General features: G+C 71.1%; 17 protein-coding genes and 3 tRNA genes. 13 read left to right on the forward strand and 7 right to left on the reverse strand.

The features are described 5' to 3' along the window. Nucleotides 1-43: 43 nt before the first annotated feature. Genes ACIBTU_RS12575 through ACIBTU_RS12585 form a run of 3 tightly spaced genes read left to right on the forward strand, consistent with a single transcriptional unit; the run spans nucleotide 44 to nucleotide 5,354 of the window. Nucleotides 44-2,761 (forward strand): DegT/DnrJ/EryC1/StrS family aminotransferase, encoded by a 2,718-nt coding sequence (locus tag ACIBTU_RS12575; RefSeq protein ID WP_399126027.1) that lies wholly within the window; start codon nucleotides 44-46, stop codon nucleotides 2,759-2,761. Further along, nucleotides 2,761-3,801: an LCP family protein gene (locus ACIBTU_RS12580; protein ID WP_399126028.1), complete on the forward strand. Its 1,041-nt coding sequence runs from the start codon at nucleotides 2,761-2,763 to the stop codon at nucleotides 3,799-3,801. Before ACIBTU_RS12575 ends, ACIBTU_RS12580 begins: the two co-directional genes overlap by 1 nt. Nucleotides 3,802-3,848: 47 nt before the next feature. Then, a complete protein-coding gene (locus ACIBTU_RS12585) occupies nucleotides 3,849-5,354 on the forward strand; it encodes a lipopolysaccharide biosynthesis protein (protein ID WP_399126029.1) in 1,506 nt (501 codons plus the stop codon). Between the two features lie 1,031 nt (nucleotides 5,355-6,385). Here the strand turns inward: ACIBTU_RS12585 and ACIBTU_RS12590 are convergent. Then, a complete protein-coding gene (locus ACIBTU_RS12590) occupies nucleotides 6,386-7,759 on the reverse strand; it encodes a hypothetical protein (RefSeq protein WP_399126030.1) in 1,374 nt (457 codons plus the stop codon). Then, nucleotides 7,756-9,108 (reverse strand): polysaccharide biosynthesis tyrosine autokinase, encoded by a 1,353-nt coding sequence (locus tag ACIBTU_RS12595; RefSeq protein ID WP_399126031.1) that lies wholly within the window; start codon nucleotides 9,106-9,108, stop codon nucleotides 7,756-7,758. The genes ACIBTU_RS12590 and ACIBTU_RS12595 overlap by 4 nt, the downstream gene beginning before the upstream one ends. Before the next feature lie 144 nt (nucleotides 9,109-9,252). Between ACIBTU_RS12595 and ACIBTU_RS12600 the strand changes: the two genes are divergently transcribed. After that, a complete protein-coding gene (locus ACIBTU_RS12600) occupies nucleotides 9,253-10,314 on the forward strand; it encodes a glycosyltransferase (protein WP_399126032.1) in 1,062 nt (353 codons plus the stop codon). Nucleotides 10,315-10,358: 44 nt separating this feature from the next. Here the strand turns inward: ACIBTU_RS12600 and ACIBTU_RS12605 are convergent, their stop codons facing one another. Beyond that, nucleotides 10,359-11,396, reverse strand: a complete 1,038-nt coding sequence (locus ACIBTU_RS12605; protein WP_399126033.1) for a class I SAM-dependent methyltransferase — start codon at nucleotides 11,394-11,396, stop codon at nucleotides 10,359-10,361. A gap of 110 nt (nucleotides 11,397-11,506) precedes the next feature. Here ACIBTU_RS12605 and ACIBTU_RS12610 point away from each other — a divergent pair, with 110 nt between their 5' ends. The 6 genes from ACIBTU_RS12610 to rfbD all read left to right on the forward strand — a co-directional run bounded on the left by ACIBTU_RS12610 (nucleotide 11,507) and on the right by rfbD (nucleotide 18,393). Beyond that, nucleotides 11,507-13,162 carry a sugar transferase gene (locus tag ACIBTU_RS12610; RefSeq protein WP_399126034.1) on the forward strand — a complete coding sequence of 552 codons (1,656 nt, stop codon included), beginning with the start codon at nucleotides 11,507-11,509 and terminating at the stop codon, nucleotides 13,160-13,162. A 4-nt stretch (nucleotides 13,163-13,166) separates the two neighbouring features. Next, on the forward strand, nucleotides 13,167-14,114 hold the full coding sequence (locus ACIBTU_RS12615; protein WP_399126035.1) for an NAD-dependent epimerase/dehydratase family protein: 948 nt from the start codon (nucleotides 13,167-13,169) through the stop codon (nucleotides 14,112-14,114). Next, complete coding sequence (locus tag ACIBTU_RS12620) at nucleotides 14,111-15,331, forward strand: glycosyltransferase family 4 protein (RefSeq protein ID WP_399126036.1); 1,221 nt, start codon at nucleotides 14,111-14,113, stop codon at nucleotides 15,329-15,331. Before ACIBTU_RS12615 ends, ACIBTU_RS12620 begins: the two co-directional genes overlap by 4 nt. Before the next feature lie 106 nt (nucleotides 15,332-15,437). Continuing rightward, nucleotides 15,438-16,505, forward strand: coding sequence for a glucose-1-phosphate thymidylyltransferase (locus tag ACIBTU_RS12625; RefSeq protein WP_399126037.1), 1,068 nt, complete (start codon nucleotides 15,438-15,440; stop codon nucleotides 16,503-16,505). Beyond that, nucleotides 16,502-17,488 carry a dTDP-glucose 4,6-dehydratase gene (gene rfbB, locus ACIBTU_RS12630; RefSeq protein ID WP_399126038.1) on the forward strand — a complete coding sequence of 329 codons (987 nt, stop codon included), beginning with the start codon at nucleotides 16,502-16,504 and terminating at the stop codon, nucleotides 17,486-17,488. Before ACIBTU_RS12625 ends, rfbB begins: the two co-directional genes overlap by 4 nt. Beyond that, nucleotides 17,482-18,393: a dTDP-4-dehydrorhamnose reductase gene (rfbD, locus tag ACIBTU_RS12635; protein ID WP_399126039.1), complete on the forward strand. Its 912-nt coding sequence runs from the start codon at nucleotides 17,482-17,484 to the stop codon at nucleotides 18,391-18,393. Before rfbB ends, rfbD begins: the two co-directional genes overlap by 7 nt. Here rfbD and ACIBTU_RS12640 read toward each other — a convergent pair. The 4 genes from ACIBTU_RS12640 to ACIBTU_RS12655 all read right to left on the reverse strand — a co-directional run bounded on the left by ACIBTU_RS12640 (nucleotide 18,363) and on the right by ACIBTU_RS12655 (nucleotide 19,511). Continuing rightward, nucleotides 18,363-18,962, reverse strand: a complete 600-nt coding sequence (locus ACIBTU_RS12640) for a dTDP-4-dehydrorhamnose 3,5-epimerase family protein (protein WP_399126040.1) — start codon at nucleotides 18,960-18,962, stop codon at nucleotides 18,363-18,365. The two genes, rfbD and ACIBTU_RS12640, sit on opposite strands and share 31 nt — an antisense overlap. A gap of 144 nt (nucleotides 18,963-19,106) precedes the next feature. Continuing rightward, a tRNA-Ile gene (locus ACIBTU_RS12645) sits at nucleotides 19,107-19,183 on the reverse strand. 177 nt (nucleotides 19,184-19,360) lie between these two features. Beyond that, nucleotides 19,361-19,433: transfer RNA gene (locus ACIBTU_RS12650), tRNA-Asn, on the reverse strand. A 5-nt stretch (nucleotides 19,434-19,438) separates the two neighbouring features. Beyond that, nucleotides 19,439-19,511, reverse strand: a tRNA-Asn gene (locus ACIBTU_RS12655). 145 nt (nucleotides 19,512-19,656) lie between these two features. Here ACIBTU_RS12655 and ACIBTU_RS12660 point away from each other — a divergent pair. The 3 genes from ACIBTU_RS12660 (at nucleotide 19,657) to ACIBTU_RS12670 (ending at nucleotide 23,331) form a co-directional block, all read left to right on the forward strand. After that, nucleotides 19,657-19,959, forward strand: coding sequence for a YtxH domain-containing protein (locus ACIBTU_RS12660; RefSeq protein WP_399126041.1), 303 nt, complete (start codon nucleotides 19,657-19,659; stop codon nucleotides 19,957-19,959). A 45-nt stretch (nucleotides 19,960-20,004) separates the two neighbouring features. Then, nucleotides 20,005-21,435: an FGGY family carbohydrate kinase gene (locus tag ACIBTU_RS12665; protein ID WP_399126042.1), complete on the forward strand. Its 1,431-nt coding sequence runs from the start codon at nucleotides 20,005-20,007 to the stop codon at nucleotides 21,433-21,435. Between the two features lie 156 nt (nucleotides 21,436-21,591). Then, entirely contained in the window at nucleotides 21,592-23,331 is a 1,740-nt protein-coding gene (locus tag ACIBTU_RS12670; RefSeq protein ID WP_399126043.1) for an ABC transporter ATP-binding protein, read from the forward strand. The last annotated feature ends 4 nt before the right edge of the window (nucleotides 23,332-23,335 follow it).

Here is a 23,335-nt window from a genome sequence, read left to right on the forward strand (position 1 = left end):
GCCGCGCGCCGCCTCCACGGCTCGGAGGACTAAGGACAACGTGATGACGATCCATCGTCGCCAGAATCCAGCCCGCGGCCCCCGTACGGACGGCATGCCCGGCGCCGCGCAGCCGCGCGTGTCCTTCGCGTCCACCCTGATCAGCCAGGAGGCCCAGCAGGCGGCTCAGCGCGTCCTCGCCTCGGGCTGGGTGACCACCGGCCGGGAGACGGCGCGCTTCGAGCAGGAGTTCGCCACCTACGTGCAGGCCCGGCACGCGGTCGCGGTGAGTTCCTGCACCGCGGCGATCGAGCTGGCACTGCGCGCGCTGGGGCTGCCGCCGCAGAGCAGGGTCCTGGTGCCGACGCTGACCTTCTGCGGCGCCGCCGAGGCGATCATCCACGCGGGGCTCCGTCCGGCGCTGGTCGATGTCGACCCCCGGACCGGCATGCCGTCACCCGCCACCGTCGCCCTCGCGGCCCGCACCTGCGGCCGGCCGGCCGCGATGATCGTCCTGCACTTCGCCGGCGCCCCGGCACCCCTGGCCGAGCTGGCCGAGGCGGCCGGACTGCCCCTCTCCCGTGTCGTCGAGGACGCTGCCCACGCCCTGGGAACCTTCGTGGGCGACCGCCGTGTCGGCGCCCTCTCGGGGGCCACCTGTTTCAGCTTCTACGCCACCAAGAACCTGCCGATCGGCGAGGGCGGCATGGTGACCACCGACGACGAGAGGACCGCCGCGTGGATCCATCGGGCGCGGCTGCACGGGATGTCCGCCGATGCCTGGCGGCGCAACGCCCTGGGCGGGAACTGGGAGTACACCGTCGAGGAGGCGGGACTCAAGGCCAACATGACCGATGTCCAGGCCGCGATCGGGCGCGCACAACTGCACCACCTCTCCGGCTGGCAACGCCGGCGCGAGGCGATGGCCGACCGGTACGACGACGCCCTGCGGCAGGTGCCCGGGCTGCTGCTCCCCGACCGCCCCGCGCACGGCCGCCACGCCTGGCACCTGTACGTGGTCCGGGTCCAGGACGCGTTCGAGATGAGCCGTGACGAGCTGGTCAAGCGGCTGGCCGAGGCCCGGATCGGCACCTCCGTGCACTTCATCCCCCTGCACCACATGGAGTACTTCCGGCACACCGCGATCACTCCGCCCGGCGGCCTGCCGGGGGCCGACGAACTCTTCCCGCAACTGCTGTCCCTGCCCCTGCACCCCGGGCTCGCGGACGACGCGGTCGACCGGGTCTGCGCCGAGCTCGCCCGGCTGGCTCCCGCCCGGCGCGCCCCGGCCCCCCACCCGGCGAAGCCGGGACTGCCCGGTCCTCGGCCCGAGCGCCCCGCCGGACTGCGCACCCTCGTGGCGGGAGCCGGCGAAGCCGGACAGGCGCTCGCCCGGGATCTGCTCGGCGCACCGGGCTTCGGACTCGTGCCGATGGGCTTCGTGGACGACGACCCGGCCAAGCGCGGCACGGCGGACCTTCCCGTACTGGGCACCCTCGACGACACCGCGCAGGTCACGCTCGCGCACGGCATCGAGGAAGTCGTGGTGGCCATCCCCGGACTGAGCCCGGAGCGCTTCCGTCAGGTCACCCGGGCCGCCGAACTGTCGGGCGCCGGAGTGCGCTACCTGCCCTCCTTCATCGCGGCCCTCCGCCGTGACGTGGTGGGCAGCGACATGCGGTCGCTGGACGTCCACCGCCTGATCGGCCGTTCGGAGATCCATGTGGTCAGCCCCCGGGCGCGCTCGGTCATCGCCGGGAAGCGGGTGCTGGTCACCGGCGCCGGAGGGTCCATCGGCAGCGAACTGTGCCGCCAGGTGCGCGGCTTCGAGCCGAGCAGGCTGTTCCTGCTCGACCACGACGAGTCGAACCTGCACCGGCTCCAGCTGGACCTGTACGGCGACGCGCTCCGCGACGACGACATCGTGATCTCCGACATCCGCGACCGCGCCCGTATCGACCAGGTGTTCGGAGAGCTGCGGCCCGAGGTGATCTTCCACGCGGCAGCCCACAAGCACCTCCCGCTCCTCGAGCGCCACCCCTGCGAGGGCGTGAAGTCCAATGTGCTCGGCACCGAGAACCTGGTCCGGGCGGCTCTGGCGACGGACGCCGAGCGATTCATCCTGATCTCCACCGACAAGGCGGCCGACCCCGTCTCGGTGCTCGGGGCGACGAAGCGACTGGCCGAACTGACCGTGCAGGCCCACGCCGGCAGTGCGACGAGGCTTGCCGCCGTCCGCTTCGGCAACGTCCTGGGCAGCCGCGGTTCGCTGCTGTCCGTGCTCGCCGAGCAGTTGGCGTCCGGCGGACCGGTCACGGTCACCCATCGCGACGTGGAACGGTTCTTCATGACGGTCGAGGAGGCCGTGGGGCTCGTTCTGGAGGCGGGCCGGATGACCGCCTCCGGCGAGGTGTTCGTCCTCGACATGGGCGATCCGGTCAGGATCGTCGACCTCGTCCACCGCTTCGCCCGGTCGCTCAACGTGCCGGATCCGCAGATCCGCTTCACCAGCCTGCGTCAGGGCGAGAAGCTGAAGGAGACGCTGTTCTCGGAGCAGGAGGACTGCATCCGCACCTCCCACCCCCGGATCTTCGCCACCAGCCAGGCGTCCTGCCCCACCCTCGAACAACTGCCGCAGCGCCTCTCCGAGCTCTACGCCGCCGCCGAGCGCAACGACCCGGCCGGCACCCGCCAGGTCCTCGCCGGCCTGCTCCCCAGCTTCCCGTCGTCGCCGGCCACCGCCCCACGGGCGCTGACCGAGCCGTACCCGGACGACTTCTGATGTCCGCGCGGCACACCTGGCCCACCTGGCCGCCCCCTCCGGGCACCGGCCCGCACCGCCGTCGCCGAAGGGCCCGGTGGATCCTGCTCTGGGCGCTGGCGGCGCTGCTCGGCGTACTCGCGCTGGGGGCGGGTGGCGTGTGGTGGGGCACGAATCACTACGCCGGCCATGTGCAGCGCATCCCGCACGCCCTCCCCGACCTCCCCTCCGACCAGCGTCCGGAAAAGGTGAAGGGAACCGCAGGCGCGGAGAACTTCCTCCTCGTCGGAGTCGACAGCCGCTCGGTCCGGCCGACCACCGGCAGCGACAGCAAGGCGCCGCTGTGGAAGCCGGGCGCCCAGCGCAGCGACACGATCCTGCTGGTGCATCTGAGCGCCGACCGGAAATCCCTGTACGCGGTCTCGATCCCGCGCGACACCTGGGTGACGATCCCCGGCCACGGCAAGGCGAAGATCAACGCCGCGTTCTCCTGGGGCGGCCCTCCGCTGCTCGTCGACACCGTCGAGAAACTCACCGACGTCCGCATCGACCACTTCGCGGTCATCGACTGGCACGGGTTCAAGTCCCTGACGGACAAGGTCGGCGGCGTCACCATCACCGTCCCGACCTCCTCCTACGACTCCGAGCAGCACCGGCACTTCAAGGCGGGCACGTACACGATGAACGGCACCGAGGCGCTGGCCTACGTACGGCAGCGGCACGGTCTGCCCGGTGGCGACCGGGGGCGTATCGAGCACCAGCAGCAGTTCCTGCACAGCCTGCTGGGCAAGGTCGGCGACGAGATCAGCCTGACCGACCCGCTGCGGACCCACCGCGTGCTCAACGCGGTGACCGACGCGGTGAGCGTGGACGACACCATGTCCAACGGCGAACTCCGCGACCTGGCCCTGGGCCTGCGCCACCTGAGCTCCGACCGCACGACCTTCGTCACGGCACCCATCGCGAGCTCCGGCTGGGAGGGAAAGCAGAGCGTGCTGTACCTCGACCAGACCAAGGCGAAGGCGATGTGGCAGGCGATCAGGGCGGATCGGGTGCCGTGATGCCGCTCCTCCGGAACCGCGGCTCCCCGTCCGGTCTCGCTTCCGGCGTGAGCTACAGCGCTGTCGCCCAAGCCGCCCCGGTGCTGGTCAACTTCGCGCTGACCCCGTTCTTCGTCCACCGACTCGGTCTCGAGCGGTTCGGCGTCTGGTCACTGCTGCTGGTCTTCCTGGCGACCCTCACGGTGCTGGACGGCGGGGTCGGCGCCTCACTGGCGCGTTTCCACGCCGTCTACGGCGCGCGAGGCGATACGGACGGAGCCGGGCGGCTCGTCGTCGGATCGCTGGCGGTCTTCCTGGGGCTGGGCACGGTCGTCACCGGAGTGTGCTTCGCGACGGCACCCCACCTGGTGACCTTGCTGAACATTCCGCCGCACCTGCGGAGCGAGGCACAGGGGCTGCTGCTCTGGCTGGGCCCCCTGCTCACCCTCGCGCTGGCCTCGAACTCGGCCACCGCCCTGCTCCAGGCGAACGCCCAGTTCCGGCGCCTGGCCGCGGTCACCGTGGGCTCGTGCCTGGTCTACGCCGTCGCCGTCGTACTCGTCATCGGCCAGGGGGGAAGTCTTCCCGCGCTGGCCGCAGTCACCGCCGGCCGGTACGCGCTCCTGCTGACCGCCGGTCTCTGCCTGGGAGCGCGGCACCTGTCCCTCCGACGCCCGCTGCTGCCGGGAAAGCCGGTGCGCAGGGAGTTCGGCGGCTACGCCCTCCGCATGCAGCTGTCGGGTTTCACGGTCTTCCTCAACGGCGAGATCGACGCCTTCGTGATCGCGGCGATGCTCCCCGTGCGCTACGTCGGGATCTACGCGGCCGGTTACCAGGTGGCGAGCGCCCTGCGCAGCCTGCCGCTCTACGCCTTCCCGCCGCTCCTCACCCGGGTGACCGGCGTTTTCGCCCGGCACGGACTGGCGGGAGCGGTGCGGGAGTTCCATGTCCTGCAACGGCGCTGGCTGCCCCTCACGCTCGCGTACGGCGCGGTGATGGTCACCGCGGTGTGGTTCGCGGTCCGGACGTGGCTCGGTGCGGGGCTGGCGCTCAGCGGCGTGGTGGCGGCCGTTCTGCTCGTCGGCTACAGCCTGCAGGTCGCGTTCACCGGGATCAGGACCTGCTTCGTCCGGGCGATCGGACGCCCCGGTCTCGAGACCCGGTACGGATGGTTCTCGACGGTGGTGAACCTCGCGCTGACGGTGCCGCTGGCGCTGCTGCTCGGGGTCACCGGCGTGGTCCTCGCCACGACGATCGGACTGCTGGCCGGCACCGCCTACTTCGTCGTCCTGTGCCGGCGGGAGGCCGGCCTGCGCGAGCAGCGGCTCCCGGGAGGCTGGGCCGCCGCGACCGGGGCCGCGGTGGTGGTGACGGCGGTCGGCGAGCTGCTGGTCACGCGTCTGGGGTGGCACGGCGTGCTGCCCGCGCTGCTGGCCGGGGTCCCGGTGCTCGCCGGACTCGCGACAGCTGCCGCACTCGGTGTCGCGGCCCCTGCCGGACATCTCACGGCCCTGGCCGAGGACGGGTTGAAGGAGGAAGAGGAGGAGGCCGATGACACCACAAAGGCGGGTTGAGCACCCCAAACGCGTTCTGATCATCTGCCAGCTGGACGGATTCGCCAACAGTGTCCGCCCCCTGGAGTTCCAGCGGTTCCTGCAAAGCCTCGGACACGAGGTCTCCCTTGCCGACACCTACAGCCTCAGCCGCGCGTCCGCCGCCCGAGGATCTGTCCGCCAGAAGCTTCCCGGCAGTCTGCGGCCCTCGAAACTCGCTCTGTACGCGAACGAGGCGGCATCGAAACTGTGCTGCCGGCGATGGAGATTCGGGCGCCGCCACCTCACGTACCACGTACTGATGGCGGACTACCGGCTGCGGCGCTCCGTTCTGGGCTCGGTCCTTCCGCTCGACGACTTCGACCTCGTCATCTGCCAGACCCCTTACGACGCGGGGGCATTGACCGTCGCCGGTTCCGCCCGCACGCTCTACGACTGCCCCACACCCTGGGCGGACGAGCTGTTCGACGAGGGGCAGTTGACCGCGAAGCAGCACGAAAGGCTCCGCCGCAGGGAGGCAGAGCTCTTCGAGCGGGTCGACCACCTCGCCTTTCACTGGGAGTCCTACGGGTACTACGCCCTCGAGCACTACGGAATCAGCGGGCACAATCTGATGCGCCTCAACTGGGGCTGCACTCCCGCGGCCGGCCGAGCCCGGTTCGCCGACCCTCCGCGCGTGGTCTACCTCGGTTCCCTGGGCACGCGGCGGTCCATCAATGTCCCCCAACTCGCGCGGCTGTCCGAGCTCTACCCGCACATCGACGTCTACGGCGGGCCGCCACCCGATCCGCGGCTCGGGCTGAACTACCTCGGCTATGCCTCGCCCGACATCCTGCGGCAGTACCAGTTCGGGCTGATCACCTCCAGCGATGACGACCTGCGGCGGGACGGTTTCTCGGCGAAACACCTGCACTACCTCGCCCAAGGGCTCCCTGTTCTGGTTCCCGCATGGCGAAATCATCTGGATCTGCTGCGCGGATCTGTCCCCTACACGGAGCAGACCTTCCCTGCGGTGATCAGCCGACTGAGCGATGAGACGGAATGGCAGTCGGTCAGCGACGAGGCGTATTCCCAAGCTCAGCAACTGACGTGGGAGAAGAACCTGCGGCCGCTGGAGACTCTGCTGGCCGAGACGTCCGGGAGCCGGGGACCAGTGTCGCGGCGACGAGGGCGAAGCTCAGCGAATCGCTGATGCCGAAGGACCAAGGGCGTTCCAGAACCGAGGTGAGGAGGACCGGCAGTAGTACGCAGCAGGCGAGAGGCACGTTCGCTCGACCGCCTCTCAGCAGAATGAATGCGAGGAGAACGACCAGGAGGCCCAGCCCGATGATCCCGCCCGCATACATGACATCGATCCACTCGTTGTGCAGCGAGGGAAAGAGGACCCCAGGGGTGCCTCCACCGATGGAGAAATCGGTCCACGCCTTGGCGCCGAATCCGAGGAGCATCGATGTGGACAGCCGCTCCCTGGCGACGTTCCAGAGGTACTCCCTTCCCCCCAGCCCGCTGCTTCCGACCAGAAGAGGCACCAGCAGCCCGACGAACGCGACCACGCAGAGACCGATCACGGCCGCGGCGTTTCCCGCCACCGACGTGCGCCTGGGGCCCTGGCCCCGCTCGGCGAACATCGGTCGCAACAGGATGAGGTAGAGCAGGGTGGCGATCGCTGTCACGGTGCCCAGCCGGCTGCCGGTGGCGACCACGACGAAGGCGACGTAGCACGCCAGAAGGACGCGTACCGGCCCACGCACGGCCGTCCAGACGAAGGGGATGCACACCACCAGCAGCAGACTGAAGATGTTCTCGTTCGTCAGGACCCCCGTGTACAGGGCGCCGAACGGGGTGCACTTGTCATTCCGGCACGGGCGGAACACATGGTCCGGTGCCACGAGCGCCTCGATCCCGCCCACGACCGTCAGCAGAAGGGCGACGGCCGCCGCCCCCAGGAACGCCGGGCGCCCCGGACGGGCGACGACGGCCGCCAAGAGGACGGCGAGCAGCGCGAGTTGACGCGGGGCGAAGAGCTGACGCCCGTCGAGGCCGTCGGAGAACGCCAGCAGCAGTGACAGCAGGATGGCGACCAGGGGCGCGACGTTGAGTTTTGCGCGGCCACCGGCGAGGCGAAGGCAGAAGAAGAGCACGCCTGCACCGAGGAGAACGCCGTTGGCCGCCTGCCCGAGCCGGTTGACCCACCCCGGGAGATCCACCACGAGGTTGCCGAAGGCGTCCAGCCGCTCCGGCCGGCCGGCGACGATCACGTACATCACCGCGGGCAGGACGCCCAGTACCCCGATGAGGAAGACCAGGGACGAGGTGAGATCCCAGTCGCCGTGCCTGCGGGCACGGGCGAATGCCACCAGGGCGGGGATCACGGAGAGAAGGGCGGCGATCCCCATGACGAGCGACGCCACATGCGGCGTCGTCATGGTGTGGGGGAAGCCGTCGCGTCGTGGCGGCGACGGCCGGCGGGCGACATCGTGGGCGGTGTGGTGAGGACGATCCCGAGCACGGTCGCCCGGACGGCCGCCAGCTTGTCGAGCGCGCTTCTCACCTTGTCGCGCGGGGTCTGCCCCGCACGGACGACGAGGAGCGCCCCGCCCGCCTCGGCGGCGAGTACGGCGCTGTCGGTGAACGCGAGCAGGGGCGGGCCGTTCAGGAGCACGACGTCCGCGTCCTCTTCGAGCGCGCGCAGCACGCGCGCCATCGCGGAGGACCCGAGGAGTTCGCTCGGGTTGGGCGCCGGCGGCCCGCCGGGCAGGATCCGCGTCAGGGGGCCTTCGTAGTCCTGAAGCGCGTCGGCCAGAGTGGCTTCGCCCTCGAGCACGCTGCTGAGGCCGGTCGCCGAGTCGAGGCCGAGATGCGCGGCGAGCCAGGGCTTGCGGAGGTCTGCCTCGACGAGGACGACCCGCTGACCGGCCCGGCCCAGGCTCACCATGAGGTCGAGTGCCGTGGCGGTCTTCCCCTCGTCCCACTCCGCGCTGGTGATGACGAGGGAGCGGGGCATCTGCCCACCGCTGCCGAACCGCAGGTTGGTGCGGAGCTGGGCGACCGCCTCCGTACTGCCCGCAGGGCCGGCATCGGGCAGGACGGGCGGGCGGCCCCGGCCTCGTTCGACGGGGAGGACCCCCAGCGTGGTGAGGCCGGTATGGCGGCTGACGTCATGTGCGGTCCGCATCGTCGTATCGAGCGATTCGCGCACTCCGGCGCCCGTGACGCCGACAACGAGCCCGGCCAGCAGGCCGATCGCGAGATTGAGCGCCACGTGGGGGCTCGTCGGCGACTTGGGGAGCTGGGACGGCCCGACGACGCTGACCTTGACGAGCGGCGCGCCCCCGGCGGACGGCTGCTCGATTCCGGCCACGAACTTGGTGAACTGCACGGCGGTCGCGTCGGCGATCCGCTGCGCCTGCTTCGGCGACTTGTCGTTCACCCGGATGTCGACCAGCACGGAGTCGAGTGGGACGGTCGCGCTGACATGCACCGCGAGCTGGTCGGGCGTCATGCGCAGGCCCAGCTCGGACACGACCTGCCCGAGCAGTGCCGGGCTGTTGACGATCTGCGTGTACGACTTGACCCGCTGCTGTGTGAAGAGGGCGCCCTGATAGGCGTTGGAGCTGTCCTTGTCGCTGGTGGCCACGAAGAGCTGCGCCCTCGCGGTATAGGTGCGTGGCATCAGCCACGTCACGAGGCCCGCGACACACAGCCCGAGGAATGCGCACGCCGCGATGAACCGCCAACGCCGATGCAACACCTGTGCATAGTCGCGAAGATCCATTCAGCATTCCTCCGGAACCGCCGGTATTATCCGTTTAGTAGGAGCATGGGTTCTTTGCTCCGCGTGCGCATCCTCACGGTCACGGATCCGGATCGGCGCAGAGGGCTCCGAAGCCACACCGCCGACACGTCGGAACGGTGTCTTATGGACGACCAACCGGATCGTTGGGCAGTAACGCCTTACGGCCGCAACGCAGGCAGTTCGCGCGTCCGCGTCTTCGAGTGGCTGGACCGGACGGCCCTGGACTTCGCTGTCAGCAGCTACCTCTCGCGCCGTAACGCGACACCCTCACGGCTGGCCCGGCACCCCGTAGCGCTCCTCCGGGCGGAGCGGCGGCTGCGGGACATCGCCACGGCCCGGCCGCGCCGGCTCCTTCTGCACCGGGAGGCCTCCCCGCTCAGCCGCGGCGAGAGCGAGCGGCGCCTGCTCACGAGCTCGGAATTCGCCGTCTACGACTTCGACGACGCCCTGCAATGGGACTACGGCGACGGCGGCCTGGCGCGACGTATCGCCCCCAAGTCCCTCAAGGCGCACGTCGCCGTGCGCTACGCCGACCGGGTCGTCGCGGGCAACACGGTCCTCGCGGACTGGGCGTCCCAGCACCACCCTGACGTCGTGGTCATCCCGAGCTGCGTGGCGCCGGAGACGTACACCCGCAAGTCCACGCACGACCTCCACGACCCGCCCCGCCTCGGCTGGATCGGCTCGCCGGACAACGAGGCCCATCTGCTGCTCATCGAGGAAGCGCTGACCGAGGTCCATCGCAGGACCGGGGCCCGGCTGACGATCATCGGTACGACACGGCCCTCGCTCGGCCCGCTGGAGAGCTTCACCCACCGTGTCGCCTGGAGCGCCACGACCCAGCGGACGGCGCTGGCGGAGCTCGATGTCGGCCTCATGCCGGTGCCGGACACCCTCTACAGCCGGGGAAAGTGCGGCTACAAGCTGCTCCAGTACGGAGCCGCCGCGTTGCCCGCGGTCGCCAGTCCGGTCGGGGTCAACGCGGAGATCCTCTCTCTGTTCGGCGCCCCCATGGCCGCCCACACCCGGGACTGGACCGACGCCCTCCTCGGCCTGCTGGCCTCCCCGGCGTCCGCCCGCGAGCAGCTCGGACAGCGGGCCCACGACGTCACCTGCCGGCGGTACTCCTACGCCGCGTGGCTTCCCCGCTGGGAAGCCGCACTCGAACTGGGAGCGACGCGGTGACGACCACCGCGACCGTCACCGGCCGGCGCCCCCGGGCACCGGACTCAAGCCCCGTCGGCGTGCTGCGCCCCGCGGTAGTACCGGATGATCTCCTGCGGCGACATCCCACCCTCCCGCTTGCGCCCCAGGAAGTAGTAGGCACCCGCGCTGTCCATCGCGAAGCGGCCGGGCACGAGGGCGTCCAGGTACCGGAGCCCGAACAGGACACCCCGCACGAGGCGCCCGGCCAGGGCGGAGCGGGTGACGCCGCGGACGAGGTGATCGACGCTCCAGAGCAGCTGGGTGCCCGGGCCGGTGACCGGTCCCGCGGCAAGTTCGTCGAAGCGCCGGAAGAGGTAGCGGTGACCGCTGCCCGTGAAGCGTACGAAGTCGTAGGCGCCGGCGTGCACCTGCTGGAGGAACGGCGTCTCCGCGTACACGAGTCCGCGGTCTTTCAGCACCCGGTGAATCTCGCCGACGACCTGCCACGGGTCGAGCACATGCTCCAGGACCGCCTGCACCAGCACGGCGTCGACGCTTGCGTCGGCCAGCGGGATCCGGTGGGCGTCCGCCACGAACTGGGTGACCGGGCTGCCGGTGATGTCGAACCCGATGACCGTCACCCGCGGATCGTCGTAGACCGCGGCCACTCCGTTGCCCACCGTGCCGCCACCGACCACGAGCAGTGTGGGTGCCGGGCCGGGGAGGAGCCCCAGCAGGCGCCGCACATTGCGGACCGCCACCCGGTTCAGGGGTTTCCACAGTCCGCGCACGCGGGAAGGGAGCCGGTCGACGGCGGCCTTGGGGACGTCACCGCGGAGCTGGGTCCCACCGGTGCGGTCCGCCGCCATCACCAGCTCCTCGCGGCGCAGCACGCTGCGCTCGAAGTCGACGAGGACCGGCCACCGGCCCACGACGGGGAAGGATCCAGGGCGGTGGTAGCGGCAGGAACCCAGCGTGCAGTGCATGCCGCCCGTGCCGCCTGCGCCACCCGTGCCACCCGTGCCACCCGTGCCACCGCCACCCGTGCCGCCCGTCACCGACGAGCGGCACCGCGGACACACCAGCAGGGGTCTGAGCGCGTCCAGATCCGCCAGAGGCATACACACCCCTATGTGCGATTTCGTACGTTTCGGGCCAGTATTACCCTCCCGTACAACCGTCGCCACACGCTCGCGCGTACGGAGTGTGCCGCGTGCGAGGCGGTGCTCCCATGACGGCCGGACACCTGGACCCCCTGACGGCCGACATCGTGATCGTCAACTGGAACACCGGGCCCTACCTCGAGGAATGCCTGCGCTCCATCGCTCGCGCCGACCGGTCCGTCCTCGCCGTCCGCACCGTGGTCGTGGTGGACAACGCCTCCACCGACGGGTCCGCGTCCGGCCTCGACGTGCCGGGGCTCCCGCTCAAGGTGATCGCCAACACCCGCAATCGCGGATTCGCCGCCGCGTGCAACCAGGGAGCGGCCCTGTGCGGCTCCGACCACGTCCTCTTCCTGAACCCGGACACCAGGCTCTTCCCCGACACCTTGCGGATCGTGGGCGAGTTCCTGCACACGCCGACCGCCGAGCGGTTCGGCATCGTGGGCGTCCGGAACGTCGACGAGCAGGGGCGGCCCGGGGTCTCGTGTTCCCGTTTTCCCAGCCTCCGCGGCTTCGTCGGCATGATGACGGGCCTCGACCTCGTCCTGCCCGCGCTCTTTCCTCCCCGTCACCTGCGGCCTTCGGAAACCGTCCGCTCCGGGCCCGTCGACCAGGTCATCGGCGCCTTCTTCCTGGTGCGCCGGTCGCTGCTCGACGCGTTGGAGGGCTTCGACGAGCGGTACTTCCTCTACTACGAGGAGGTGGATCTCGCCCTGCGCGCGCGTCGGCGAGGCCGGCCTTCGTACTTCCTGAACGACGCGCGGGTGTTCCACGCCGAGAACGTGAGCACCGATCAGATCCGCGGCAAACGGCTGGGCTACTCGCTGTGCAGCAGAACGCTGTTCGCCTTCCGGCACTGGCCCCGGTGGCGGGCGGGCCTGCTCGTCGCGCTCTCCCTGACCGTCGAACCGGCCGCGAGATTCCTGCGGGCGATGCTGCACGGCGGACCCGAACTCCGCGACACCGCCGCCGGCTACGCGTACTTCCTGCGCTGGCTTGCGCGGCCGGGAGTCCACGCGGCGCGCCCCGGGCAGGACACGCCGCCGAGCCGCGAGGAATCAGCGGCCACGACGACGCCCGTGACGCCCACCAGGCTCTCAACTCCCCGTCGGGCCCTGGACATTGCCGTCAGCCTCACCGCGCTCGTCGCGCTCTCTCCCCTGCTGGCCGTCATCGCGGTGCTGGTGCGGGCGACGAGTCGTGGATCGGTGCTGTTCCGCCAGCGGCGCGTCGGCGAGGGCGGGAGGGAGTTCACGCTCTACAAGTTCCGCACGCTGCGCCCGGATCTGCCGGGGCCGGAGGTGACGGGCAGCGACGACGCGCGGGTCACCCGGGTCGGACGGCAGCTGCGGCGCCTCTCCCTCGACGAACTGCCGCAGCTGTTCAACGTGGCGCGCGGCGACATGACGCTGGTGGGCCCGCGTCCGGAGACCCCGGGTCTGGCCCGGCGCTACCCGCCCGCCTGCCGGTGGGTGCTCGACCACAGGCCGGGGCTCACCGGGCCGGTCCAGCTCAGGTCCCGCGCGTACGCCGCGCAGCTCCAGGGACAGGCGGACCCGGAGGCGTACTACCTCGAGGTCATGGTCCCGCGGCGGGTGGCGCTCGACGCCGAGTTCCTGGCGGACCCCACCCTCGCCCACTCCGTGCGCCTGCTCGTGCGCACGGCGCGCTACATGCTGTCGGCGGTGGGGGAACGACCGGGCGGCACCAGGAAAGGAGGCTGACCCGATGCGAGCCATTGTGACGGGCGCGGCCGGATTCATCGGGTCGCACCTGTGCGAACACCTGCTGGCCGCCGGGGACGACGTCCTCGGGATCGACGCCATGACCGACTACTACCCGGTGGCACGCAAGAAGGCCAACCTCGCGCGCCTGCTGGGCAGGGACGACTTCGCCTTCCGGCGAGGAGACCTGCTGGCCCTTCCCCTGGAGCGGGAGTTCGCCGATGCCGAGGCCCTGTACCACCTCGCCGGCCAGCCCGGCGTCCGCGCGTCCTGGGGCCCGGAGTTCGCGGTGTACCTGGAGCGGAACGTACGCGCCACGCAGCGGGTCCTGGAGGCGGCGCACGAGACCCGGCTGCCCAGGATGATCTTCGCGTCGAGCTCCTCGGTGTACGGCGACGCCGAGACCTGCCCCACGGCCGAGACGGAGCGCCCGCGGCCGGTCTCCCCGTACGGCGTGAGCAAGCTCGCCGCCGAGCACCTGTGCGAGATCTACCGCGACAGCTTCGCCGTACCGGTGACCTCCCTGCGGCTCTTCACGGTCTACGGACCGCGCCAGCGACCGGACATGGCGTTCTCGCGCCTCATCACGGCCGCCCTCACCGACGGCACGTTCCCGCTCCACGGAGACGGCGGGCAGACGCGTGACTTCACCTACGTCGCGGACGTGGTGAACGCCATGCGAAAGGCAGCGCTCTCGCCCTGGCACGGAGTCGCCAACATCGGCGGCGGACGTCCGGTGACGATGCATCAGATCCTGGCCGTCGTCGCCGAACTGATCGGGCCCGTCCGTGTGGACCGCCACCCGGCACAGCCCGGCGACGCCCGCCACACCGCGGCCGACATCACGACGGCCCGCGAGGCGTTCGGCTACCGGCCCGCGACCGGCGTCCGCGAAGGCCTCGCGGCGATGGTGGCGGCCGAGCGCGCCGCATGGGCGGTGACGCATTCATGAGGGGCTGGCCGCCCGCGCCCGCCCGACTGACCCCGCGGGGCGCGCTGCCTCCACAGCCGGCCCTTCCGCGGATCAAGGTCCTGCATGTGATCACCCGGTTCTGGGCGGGCGCCGGCGGCAACACACTGCTGTCGGCGACGGGGATGGATCCGGCCGTGTACGAGGTGTGGGTGGCGGGCGTACCCGGGGGCGACCTGTGGGAACGAGCCCGGGCGGCCGGCGTGCGCACCGTGGAGGTCCCGCGCTTCACCGAGGTGCTCACCCCCGCGGACGTCCTCGTGCTGTGGCGACTGGTGCGGCTGATCCGGCGCGAACGCTTCACGATCGTGCACACCCACTCGGCCAAGGGTGGCTTCCTCGGACGCCTCGCCGCACGGCTGTGCCGCACGCCGGTGGTCGTCCACACCTTCCACGGCCTCAGCTTCCACCCCTACATGTCCCGATGGCGGCGCTACTCGTACCGGGTCCTGGAGCGGGCGACCCGGCGCTTCACCCACGCCTTCCTCGCGGTGGCCCCGCTCCTGGCGGCGGAGGCCGTCGCGCAGCGCCTGGCCCCGCCGGGCCGGGTCCGGGTCGTGCCCTCGGCGGTGGACCTGGACCACATCCCCCACGGTTTCGACCCGGCCGCACGGCGCGAGCTGGGCGTCCCCGCCGATGTCGCCCTCATCGGCACGGTAGGCCGCGTCGACCACCAGAAGGCCCCGCTGAACTTCGTCCGGACGGCCGCCGCGGTCCACGCCGCGCACCCGCGGACCGCCTTCGTGATCGTGGGTGACGGCCCGCTCGCCGACGACGTCCGCCGACTGGCGGCCGAGCTCGGCGTCGAGGTCCGGCTGACGGGCTACCGGCCGGACGCGGACCGGCTGGTGGCCGGCCTGGACATCTTCGTGAGCACCTCGCTGTACGAGGGCCTCGGACGCGCGCTCACCGAGGCCCTCGCCGCCGCCCGGCCGGTGGTCGCGTCGGCGGTGAACGGCGTACCCGATCTCGTGGAACCGGGCGCAACCGGTCTGCTCGGGGCGCCCGCCGATCCGGAAGGAACGGCGCGTGCGGTCGGCTGGCTGCTCGACCATCCCGACGAGGCCGCCGCCATGGGCCGCCAGGCGAGCGCGCGGGTACGCGCGGCCTTCACCCCGGAGGCCATGTGCGCCGCCATCGACGGGTGCTACCGCCAACTGCTCGGGCTGCCAACTGACCCCCTTGACCCGAGTGAGTAATGGGTCAAAAATGTACATATACGTCGTAAACGTACGCCAGCAATGTACGTAGGCAACGTACGTCGGCGACGCGCGACGACCTCGAGGACGAGGAGGGACGGGGACCGTGAAAGCTCTTGTACTCTCCGGCGGCGCGGGCACCCGCCTGCGCCCCATCACCTACACCTCCGCGAAGCAACTGGTGCCGGTCGCCAACAAGCCGGTGCTGTTCTACGGCCTCGAGGCCATCGCGGAGGCCGGGGTCACCGACGTCGGCATCATCGTGGGAGACACCGCGCAGGAGATCCGGGAGGCGGTCGGCGACGGGTCCAAGCAGGGCGTCGACGTCACCTACATCCCCCAGGAAGCCCCGCTCGGCCTGGCCCACGCCGTACTGATCGCCAGGGACTTCCTCGGGGACGACCCCTTCGTGATGTTCCTGGGCGACAACTTCATCGTCGGCGGCATCTCCGGTCTCGTCGACGCCTTCCGCGCCGACCGGCCCGACGCCCGGATCCTGCTGACCCGGGTTCCCGACCCCACCGCGTTCGGCGTGGCCGAACTGGACGGGGCGGGCCGCGTGGTGGGCCTGGAGGAGAAGCCGGCCCGGCCCAAGAGCGATCTCGCGCTGGTCGGTGTCTACCTCTTCTCCCCGCTGATCCACGAGGCCGTCCGCTCCATCAGCCCCTCCCGCCGCGGCGAGCTGGAGATCACCGACGCCATCCAATGGCTGATCGACCAGGGCCGCGACGTGCGGTCCACGACCATCTCGGGCTACTGGAAGGACACCGGGAACGTCACCGACATGCTCGAGGTCAACCGTACGGTCCTGGAGACACTGACCCCCGGGATCGAGGGCAGCGTCGACGAGGCCAGCGAGGTCATCGGCCGGGTCCGCATCGACGCGGGCACCAGGGTGACCGCCAGCCGCATCGTCGGCCCCGCCGTGATCGGCTCCGGGACCGTGATCTCGAACTCCTACATCGGCCCGTTCACCTCGATCGCGGAGGACTGCCGCGTCGAGGACAGCGAGATCGAGTACTCCATCGTGCTGCGCGGCGCCTCCCTCGTCGGCGTCCGGCGCATAGAAGCGTCCCTGATCGGCCACGACGTCGAGGTGACCCCGGCGCCCCGGCACCCCGCGGCCCATCGCCTCGTCCTCGGCGACCACAGCAAAGTGCAGATCGCCTCATGACCACGACCAGGATTCTGGTGACGGGCGGCGCCGGCTTCATCGGCTCCCACTACGTACGGACCCTGCTCGGCCCGGACGGCCCGCGGGACGTGACCGTCACCGTGCTCGACAAGCTCACCTACGCGGGCAATCCGGCGAACCTCGACCCGGTCCGCGACTCCGACCGCTTCTCCTTCGTCCGAGGAGACATCTGCGACGCCGCACTGGCCGACACGCTGCTCGCCGAGCACGACCAGGTCGTGCACTTCGCCGCCGAGTCCCACGTCGACCGCTCCATCGCGGGCGCCGACACGTTCGTGCGCACGAACGTCCTCGGCACCCACGTCCTGCTCGACGCCGCCTTGCGCCATGAGCCGACGACCTTCGTCCACGTGTCCACCGACGAGGTCTACGGCTCGATCAGCGAGGGCTCGTGGCCCGAGACCGACCCGCTGAGCCCCAACTCGCCGTACGCCGCGGCCAAGGCGTCCAGCGATCTGCTGGCGCTGGCCTGCCACCGCACCCACGGCCTGGACGTGCGGGTGACCCGGGCGTCCAACAACTTCGGGCACCACCAGTTCCCCGAGAAGGTCATACCGCTCTTCGTCACCAACCTCCTCGACGGCCGGCGGGTCCCGCTCTACGGCGACGGCCTGAACGTCCGCGACTGGCTGCACATCGACGACCACGTGCAGGGCATCGAACTGGTCCGCACCGCCGGGCGGCCGGGCGAGGTCTACAACATCGGGGGCGGTACCGAGCTGTCGAACAAGGAGCTGACCGGGCTGCTCCTGGAAGCCTGTGACGCCGGCTGGGACAGGGTCGACCACGTCGAGGACCGCAAGGGGCACGACCGGCGCTACTCGGTGGACTGCGCGAAGATCAGCACCGAGCTCGGCTACGAGCCCCGCACGGACTTCGCCGAGGGACTGGCCGCGACCGTCACCTGGTACCGCGATCACCGCCCCTGGTGGGAGCCGTTGAAGGAGCGCGCCGCATGGTGAGCCCCACCTGGCTCGTCACGGGAGCCCACGGCATGCTCGGCCAGGATCTGCTGCGCCGGCTGGCGGCGGCCGGCGACGAGGCGGTGGGCGCGGGCCGCGACGACCTGGACATCACCCGGCGCGCGGCGGTCCGCACCGCGATCGCGCGGCTCCGCCCCGCCGTCGTCGTCAACTGCGCGGCCTGGACGGACGTGGACGGCGCCGAGTCCCACGAAGCCGAGGCGCACGCCGTCAACGGCGCCGCGCCGCACCATCTGGCCGTCGCCTGCCGGGAATCCGGTGCGCTCCTGCTGCACATCTCCTCCGACTACGTCTTCTCCGGCGACGGCGAGAGGCCGTACACCGAAACCGACCGCCCCGCCCCGCGCACCGCCTACGGGCGGACCAAACTCGCCGGCGAGCGGGCCGTCCTCGCCACCCTCCCCGACACGGGCTACGTGGTCCGTACGGCCTGGCTCTACGGCGCCGGCGGGGGCAATTTCGTCCGTACCGTGATCGCGCTGGAGGCCCGCGAGGAGACCCTCGACATCGTCGACGACCAGCGCGGCCAGGCCACCTGGACCGCCGACCTCGCCGACCGCCTCGTCCGGTTGGGCACCTCGGCACTGGCCGGCACCGCCCCGCCCGGCGTCTACCACGGCACCAGCGCCGGCGAGGGCACCTGGTACGACCTGGCCCGCGAGGTCTTCCGCCACCTCGGCGCGGACCCCGACCGGGTCCGCCCCACCACCACCCTGGCCTTCCCGCGACCGGCGCCCCGCCCGGCGTACAGCGTGCTGGCTCACGGCCGTTGGCGGACGGCGGGAGTCCCCCCGATCCGCGACTGGCGCTCCGCCCTGACCGCGGCGTTCCCCGCACTGCGCGCGGCCGGGGATCACCACGCGCCGGTCAGGCTCCGTCGATAGGCACGGCACTCCTCGTACGAGGGGAGCAGCCCTCGCGTTCCCGCTTCCTCCAGCGTGGGCGCCGCCGCGTCCTTGTCGGAGAGCAGCGGAGCCGGACCGGCGGGCCACGCCACGGCGAGTGCGGGATCGAGCGGGTGGATGCCGTGCTCACGCTGCGGCGCGTAGCCCTCGGAGCACAGGTACACCACCGTCGAATGATCATCCAGAGCCATGAAGGCGTGCCCGAGGCCCTCGGACAGGTACACGCACCGGGGGGTCGCCTCATCGAGCCGCACCGCCTCCCACTGCCCGAAGGTGGGAGAGCCGCTGCGGATGTCGACGACGACATCGAGAACAGCACCGGTGACACACGTCACATACTTGGCCTGCCCCGGGGGGACCGCGGCGAAGTGGATTCCGCGAAGAGTGCCGCGCGCGGAGACAGAGCAGTTGGCCTGCGCGAGAGGGAAACCCTGCCCGGTGGCGGCGCGGAACGGGCCGTCGGCGAACCACTCGCGAAACGAGCCCCGACTGTCCGCGAAGACCTCCGGCTCGTGCACCCAGGCACCTTCGACACCCAGCGGCTTCACGCGAACACCTCCGCCACCGCTACAGATTTCCACTCTACGCCGCGCGGCGTCGGGATCTTGATCTGTACGGATGAACGGGGTCGCCGCACCAGTGCGGCACCCCCCGTCCCTGCGGTCCGCCCAGGTAGAAACGTTTGGGCGGCATGGTGGGGCGGGTGGGACTCGAACCCACGGCCGACGGATTATGAGTCCGCTGCTCTAACCGGCTGAGCTACCGCCCCTACACGGCGTGGCGCGTACATGTGTACGCGCCGTCTGCCGCAGCATAGCCGCTCATACGATCTCCTGCCTCGGATGGTTCGGCTCTGCACGACCATGAGGACTCCGGTGCGGCGCACGCGGTTCCACCAGGCACGAAAAAGCCCTCCGAAGTGAACTCCGAAGGGCTTGTCCGACAGCTCTCCCGACTGGACTCGAACCAGTAACCTGCCGGTTAACAGCCGGCTGCTCTGCCAATTGAGCTACAGGAGATCGAGCTCCCCCGACTGGACTCGAACCAGTAACCTGCCGGTTAACAGCCGGCTGCTCTGCCAATTGAGCTACAGGGGAATGTCTCGTCGCCTCGAACGCGTCCCCCTGGGCTAGTGCCAGGCGGCGTGCGCTCGCTGCGACACATACATTAGCGCAAGCAGGGGGGTGCTCCGCCAATCGGTTCCCCCCGGTGATCACCGAGCTACGGAAAGGGTGGCCCGTCATGCGCTACCGGCTCACATTCTTCGCCGGTCTGGCCCTGGGTTACGTACTGGGGACGCGGGCCGGACGCGACCAGTACGAGAAGTTGAAGAAGGCGGCCCGTGCGGTCGCCCAGAACCCGGCCGTGCGGAACACGGCGGAGGCCGGCGCCCAGCAGACGCGCCAGTACGCGGGCAAGGCCCTGCACTCCGTCACCGAGAAGGTCGGCGGCAAGGTGCCCGACTCCGTGGCCGGCCGGGTGCGGTCGCTGCGGGAGCGCGGCGCGGGCGCCGAGGACGACGACTGGGGCACCAGCAACACCTGACGGGCGCGGTCCCGGACGGCCCCGCGGTACGGCAGACTTTCCGTCATGGGGATAGTCGCCGGGCTGGACAGTTCGCCCGATTTCACGCGCATTGTGGTCTGTGACTCCGACACCGGGGCCGTACTGCGGCAGGGGTACGCCCCCCATCCGCTGGAACCGGAGGAGGGCGGCGGACGCCCCACCGACGTGGACCCCCAGGCCTGGCTGCTCTCGCTCGGCGAGGCGGCCGGCGGGGGGCTCCTCGAAGGCGTGCAGGCGATCGGCGTGTCCGCGCAGGCCAACGCGCTGGTCGCGCTGGACCACCAGGGCAACACGGTTCGCCCGGCCCTGGTCGGCAACGACAAGCGGGCCCAGGTCGCGGCCGCCGACCTCGTCGACCGGCTCGGCTCGCGCGAGGCGTGGGCGCAGGCCGTCGGCAGCGTCCCCCAGTCTGCGCAGCCGGTGACGAAGCTGCGCTGGCTGGCCCGCACCGAGCCGGAGAACGCGCAGCGCGTGGCCGCGCTCATGCAGGCCCACGACTGGCTCGTCTGGCAGCTGCTCGGCCGTCCGGCGCGCCGTACGACCGACCGCGGCGGCGCGTCCGGCACCGGCTACTGGTCGGCGGCCTCCGGTTCCTGGCGGCCCGACCTCGTGGAACTCGCCCTCGGGCAGCAGGCGATGCTCCCCGAGGTGCTCGGCCCGGGCGACGCCGCGGGCACCACCCCGGAGGGCCTGATCATCTCGGCCGGCACCGGGGAGACCATGGCCGCCGCGTTCGGTCTCGGCGTGCAGACCGGTGACGCCGTCGTGTCGCTCGGCGCGTCCGGGTCCGTGATGGCCGTGCACCACGAGGCGCTCGTCGACCCGAGCGGCGCCATCACCTCGCTCGCCGACGCGACCGGCATGCACCTGCCGGTCGTCCACACGCTCAACGCGGTACGGGCGCTGCGCGGCACCGTCGAGATGCTCGGGCTCGACGGCGGCCTGGAGGAGCTGTCCGAGCTGGCCGTGAAGTCCACGCCGGGCGCCCACGGGCTCGTCCTGCTGCCCTATCTGGAGGGCGAGAAGACGCCGAACCTGCCGCACACGGCGGGCACCCTGAGCGGGCTGCGGCGCGAGTCGATGAAGCCGGAGCACCTGGCGCGGGCTGCGTTCGAGGGCATGCTGTGCGGGCTCGCCGACGCGATGGACGTGCTGCGCGGGCGCGGCGTCGACATCCGCCGGGTGTTCCTGCTCGGCGCGGCCGCCGAGCTGCACGCCGTGCAGGCCGTCGCCCCGATGCTGTTCGGCACGCAGGTCGTGGTGCCGCAGCCCGCGGACTACGCGGCGCTCGGCGCGGCGCGGCAGGCCGCGTGGGCGATGACCGGGCAGCTGCCGCTGTGGCAGGGCGCGGCCGCGCAGGTCTTCGAGCCGGGCGAGGAGCTGGCCGTGGGACAGGCGGTGCGGCAGCAGTACCGGGCGGTGCGCGAGCAGATCCACCCGGGCGCCTTCGCCTGAGCGCCTTCGCCCGAGCCCTCGCGAACGGCCGGAATTTGAGCGCTCTTGGGTTAATCGGTTGAGGTAACGCGGGTGGAGTGTTCGACGATAGGGGTCCATGCGTCTTCCGACTCCACAACGCCGAACCTCCAGACCGCCGACACCGAGAGACCGAGCGTGCTCATAAGACTTCTGCGGACCCACCTCCGCCCGTACCGGAAACCCATCGGGCTGCTGGTGCTGCTGCAGTTCCTGCAGACCTGCGCCTCGCTGTACCTGCCCACCCTCAACGCGGACATCATCGACAACGGTGTCGTCGAGGGCGACACCGGCTACATCCTGACCTTCGGCGCCCTGATGCTCGGCGTCACCGTCGTACAGGTCGTGTGCAACACGGGGGCCGTGTTCTACGGCGCCCGGACCGCCGCGGCGCTCGGCCGTGACGTGCGGGCCGCCGTCTTCGACCGGGTGCAGTCCTTCTCCGCCCGCGAGGTCGGCCAGTTCGGCGCGCCGTCGCTGATCACCCGTACGACGAACGACGTGCAGCAGGTCCAGATGCTGGCGCTGCTCGCGTTCACGCTGATGGTGTCGGCGCCGATCATGTGCGTCGGCGGCGTCGTCATGGCGCTCGGCCTCGACGTGCCGCTGTCCGGTGTGCTGCTCGCCGTGCTGCCCGTGATGGCGATCGTCCTCACGCTGATCATCCGGAAGATGCGGCCGCTGTTCCGGTCCATGCAGGTCAAGCTGGACACGGTGAACCGGGTGCTGCGCGAGCAGATCACCGGCAACCGGGTCATCCGCGCCTTCGTGCGCGACGACTTCGAGAAGGCCCGGTTCGGCGAGGCCAACTGGGATCTGACGCAGACCTCGCTGGCCACCGGCCGGATCATGGCGCTGATGTTCCCGTTCGTCATGACGATCGTGAACGTCGCCTCGATCGCCGTCGTCTGGTTCGGTGCCCACCGGATCGACAGCGGCGGCATGCAGATCGGTGACCTGACCGCGTTCCTCGCGTACCTCATGCAGATCGTGATGAGCGTCATGATGGCCACCTTCATGTTCATGCAGGTGCCGCGTGCCGAGGTGTGCGCCGAGCGCATCGAGGAGGTCCTCGGGACCGAGTCCAGCGTGGTGCCGCCGGCGCCCGAGACCTCGGTGCGGGAGCTGCTGCAGCGCGGTCACCTGGAGATCCGGGGCGCCGACTTCGGCTACCCGGGCGCCGAGGAGCCCGTGCTGCGCGCCGTGGACCTGGTCGCCCGGCCCGGCGAGACCACCGCGATCATCGGCTCGACCGGCAGCGGCAAGTCGACCCTGCTCGGCCTCGTGCCCCGCCTGTACGACACCACCTCCGGTGCCGTGCTCGTGGACGGCGAGGACGTGCGCGGGATCGACCCCGAGCTGATGGCCCGCACCGTGGGCCTCGTACCGCAGAAGCCGTACCTGTTCTCCGGGACGGTGGCGTCCAACCTCCGCTACGGGCGGCCGGACGCGACCGACGAGGAGCTGTGGCACGCGCTCGGCGTGGCGCAGGCCCGGGAGTTCGTGGCGGCGCTGGAGGGCGGCCTCGACGCGCCGATCACCCAGGGCGGCACGAACGTGTCCGGTGGCCAGCGGCAGCGGCTCGCGATCGCGCGCACGCTCGTCCAGCGGCCGGAGATCTACCTGTTCGACGACTCGTTCTCCGCGCTCGACTACGCGACGGACGCGGCGCTGCGCCGTGCGCTGGGCGACGAGACGGCCGAGTCGACGGTGGTGATCGTCGCGCAGCGGGTCTCCACGATCCGCGACGCCGACCGGATCGTCGTCCTCGACGAGGGCCGTGTCGTCGGCGCCGGGCGCCACCACGAGCTGATGGCCGACAACGAGACGTACCGGGAGATCGTGCTCTCCCAGCTGACGGAAGCGGAGGCGGCCTGATGAG

Origin of the sequence: Streptomyces sp. NPDC050145 (assembly GCF_044460245.1) — a bacterium.
Taxonomy (GTDB): domain Bacteria; phylum Actinomycetota; class Actinomycetes; order Streptomycetales; family Streptomycetaceae; genus Streptomyces.

Bases quoted from the DNA above. Each gene is read 5' to 3' on its own strand.
- ACIBTU_RS12575 (WP_399126027.1), top strand. From the start codon at position 44: ATGACGATCCATCGTCGCCAGAATCCAGCCCGCGGCCCCCGTACGGAC.
- ACIBTU_RS12580 (WP_399126028.1), top strand. From the start codon at position 2,761: ATGTCCGCGCGGCACACCTGGCCCACCTGGCCGCCCCCTCCGGGCACC.
- ACIBTU_RS12590 (WP_399126030.1), bottom strand. From the start codon at position 7,759: ATGACGACGCCGCATGTGGCGTCGCTCGTCATGGGGATCGCCGCCCTT.
- ACIBTU_RS12595 (WP_399126031.1), bottom strand. From the start codon at position 9,108: ATGGATCTTCGCGACTATGCACAGGTGTTGCATCGGCGTTGGCGGTTC.
- ACIBTU_RS12600 (WP_399126032.1), top strand. From the start codon at position 9,253: ATGGACGACCAACCGGATCGTTGGGCAGTAACGCCTTACGGCCGCAAC.
- ACIBTU_RS12605 (WP_399126033.1), bottom strand. From the start codon at position 11,396: ATGCCTCTGGCGGATCTGGACGCGCTCAGACCCCTGCTGGTGTGTCCG.
- ACIBTU_RS12610 (WP_399126034.1), top strand. From the start codon at position 11,507: ATGACGGCCGGACACCTGGACCCCCTGACGGCCGACATCGTGATCGTC.
- ACIBTU_RS12615 (WP_399126035.1), top strand. From the start codon at position 13,167: ATGCGAGCCATTGTGACGGGCGCGGCCGGATTCATCGGGTCGCACCTG.
- ACIBTU_RS12620 (WP_399126036.1), top strand. From the start codon at position 14,111: ATGAGGGGCTGGCCGCCCGCGCCCGCCCGACTGACCCCGCGGGGCGCG.
- rfbB (WP_399126038.1), top strand. From the start codon at position 16,502: ATGACCACGACCAGGATTCTGGTGACGGGCGGCGCCGGCTTCATCGGC.
- rfbD (WP_399126039.1), top strand. From the start codon at position 17,482: ATGGTGAGCCCCACCTGGCTCGTCACGGGAGCCCACGGCATGCTCGGC.
- ACIBTU_RS12660 (WP_399126041.1), top strand. From the start codon at position 19,657: ATGCGCTACCGGCTCACATTCTTCGCCGGTCTGGCCCTGGGTTACGTA.
- ACIBTU_RS12665 (WP_399126042.1), top strand. From the start codon at position 20,005: ATGGGGATAGTCGCCGGGCTGGACAGTTCGCCCGATTTCACGCGCATT.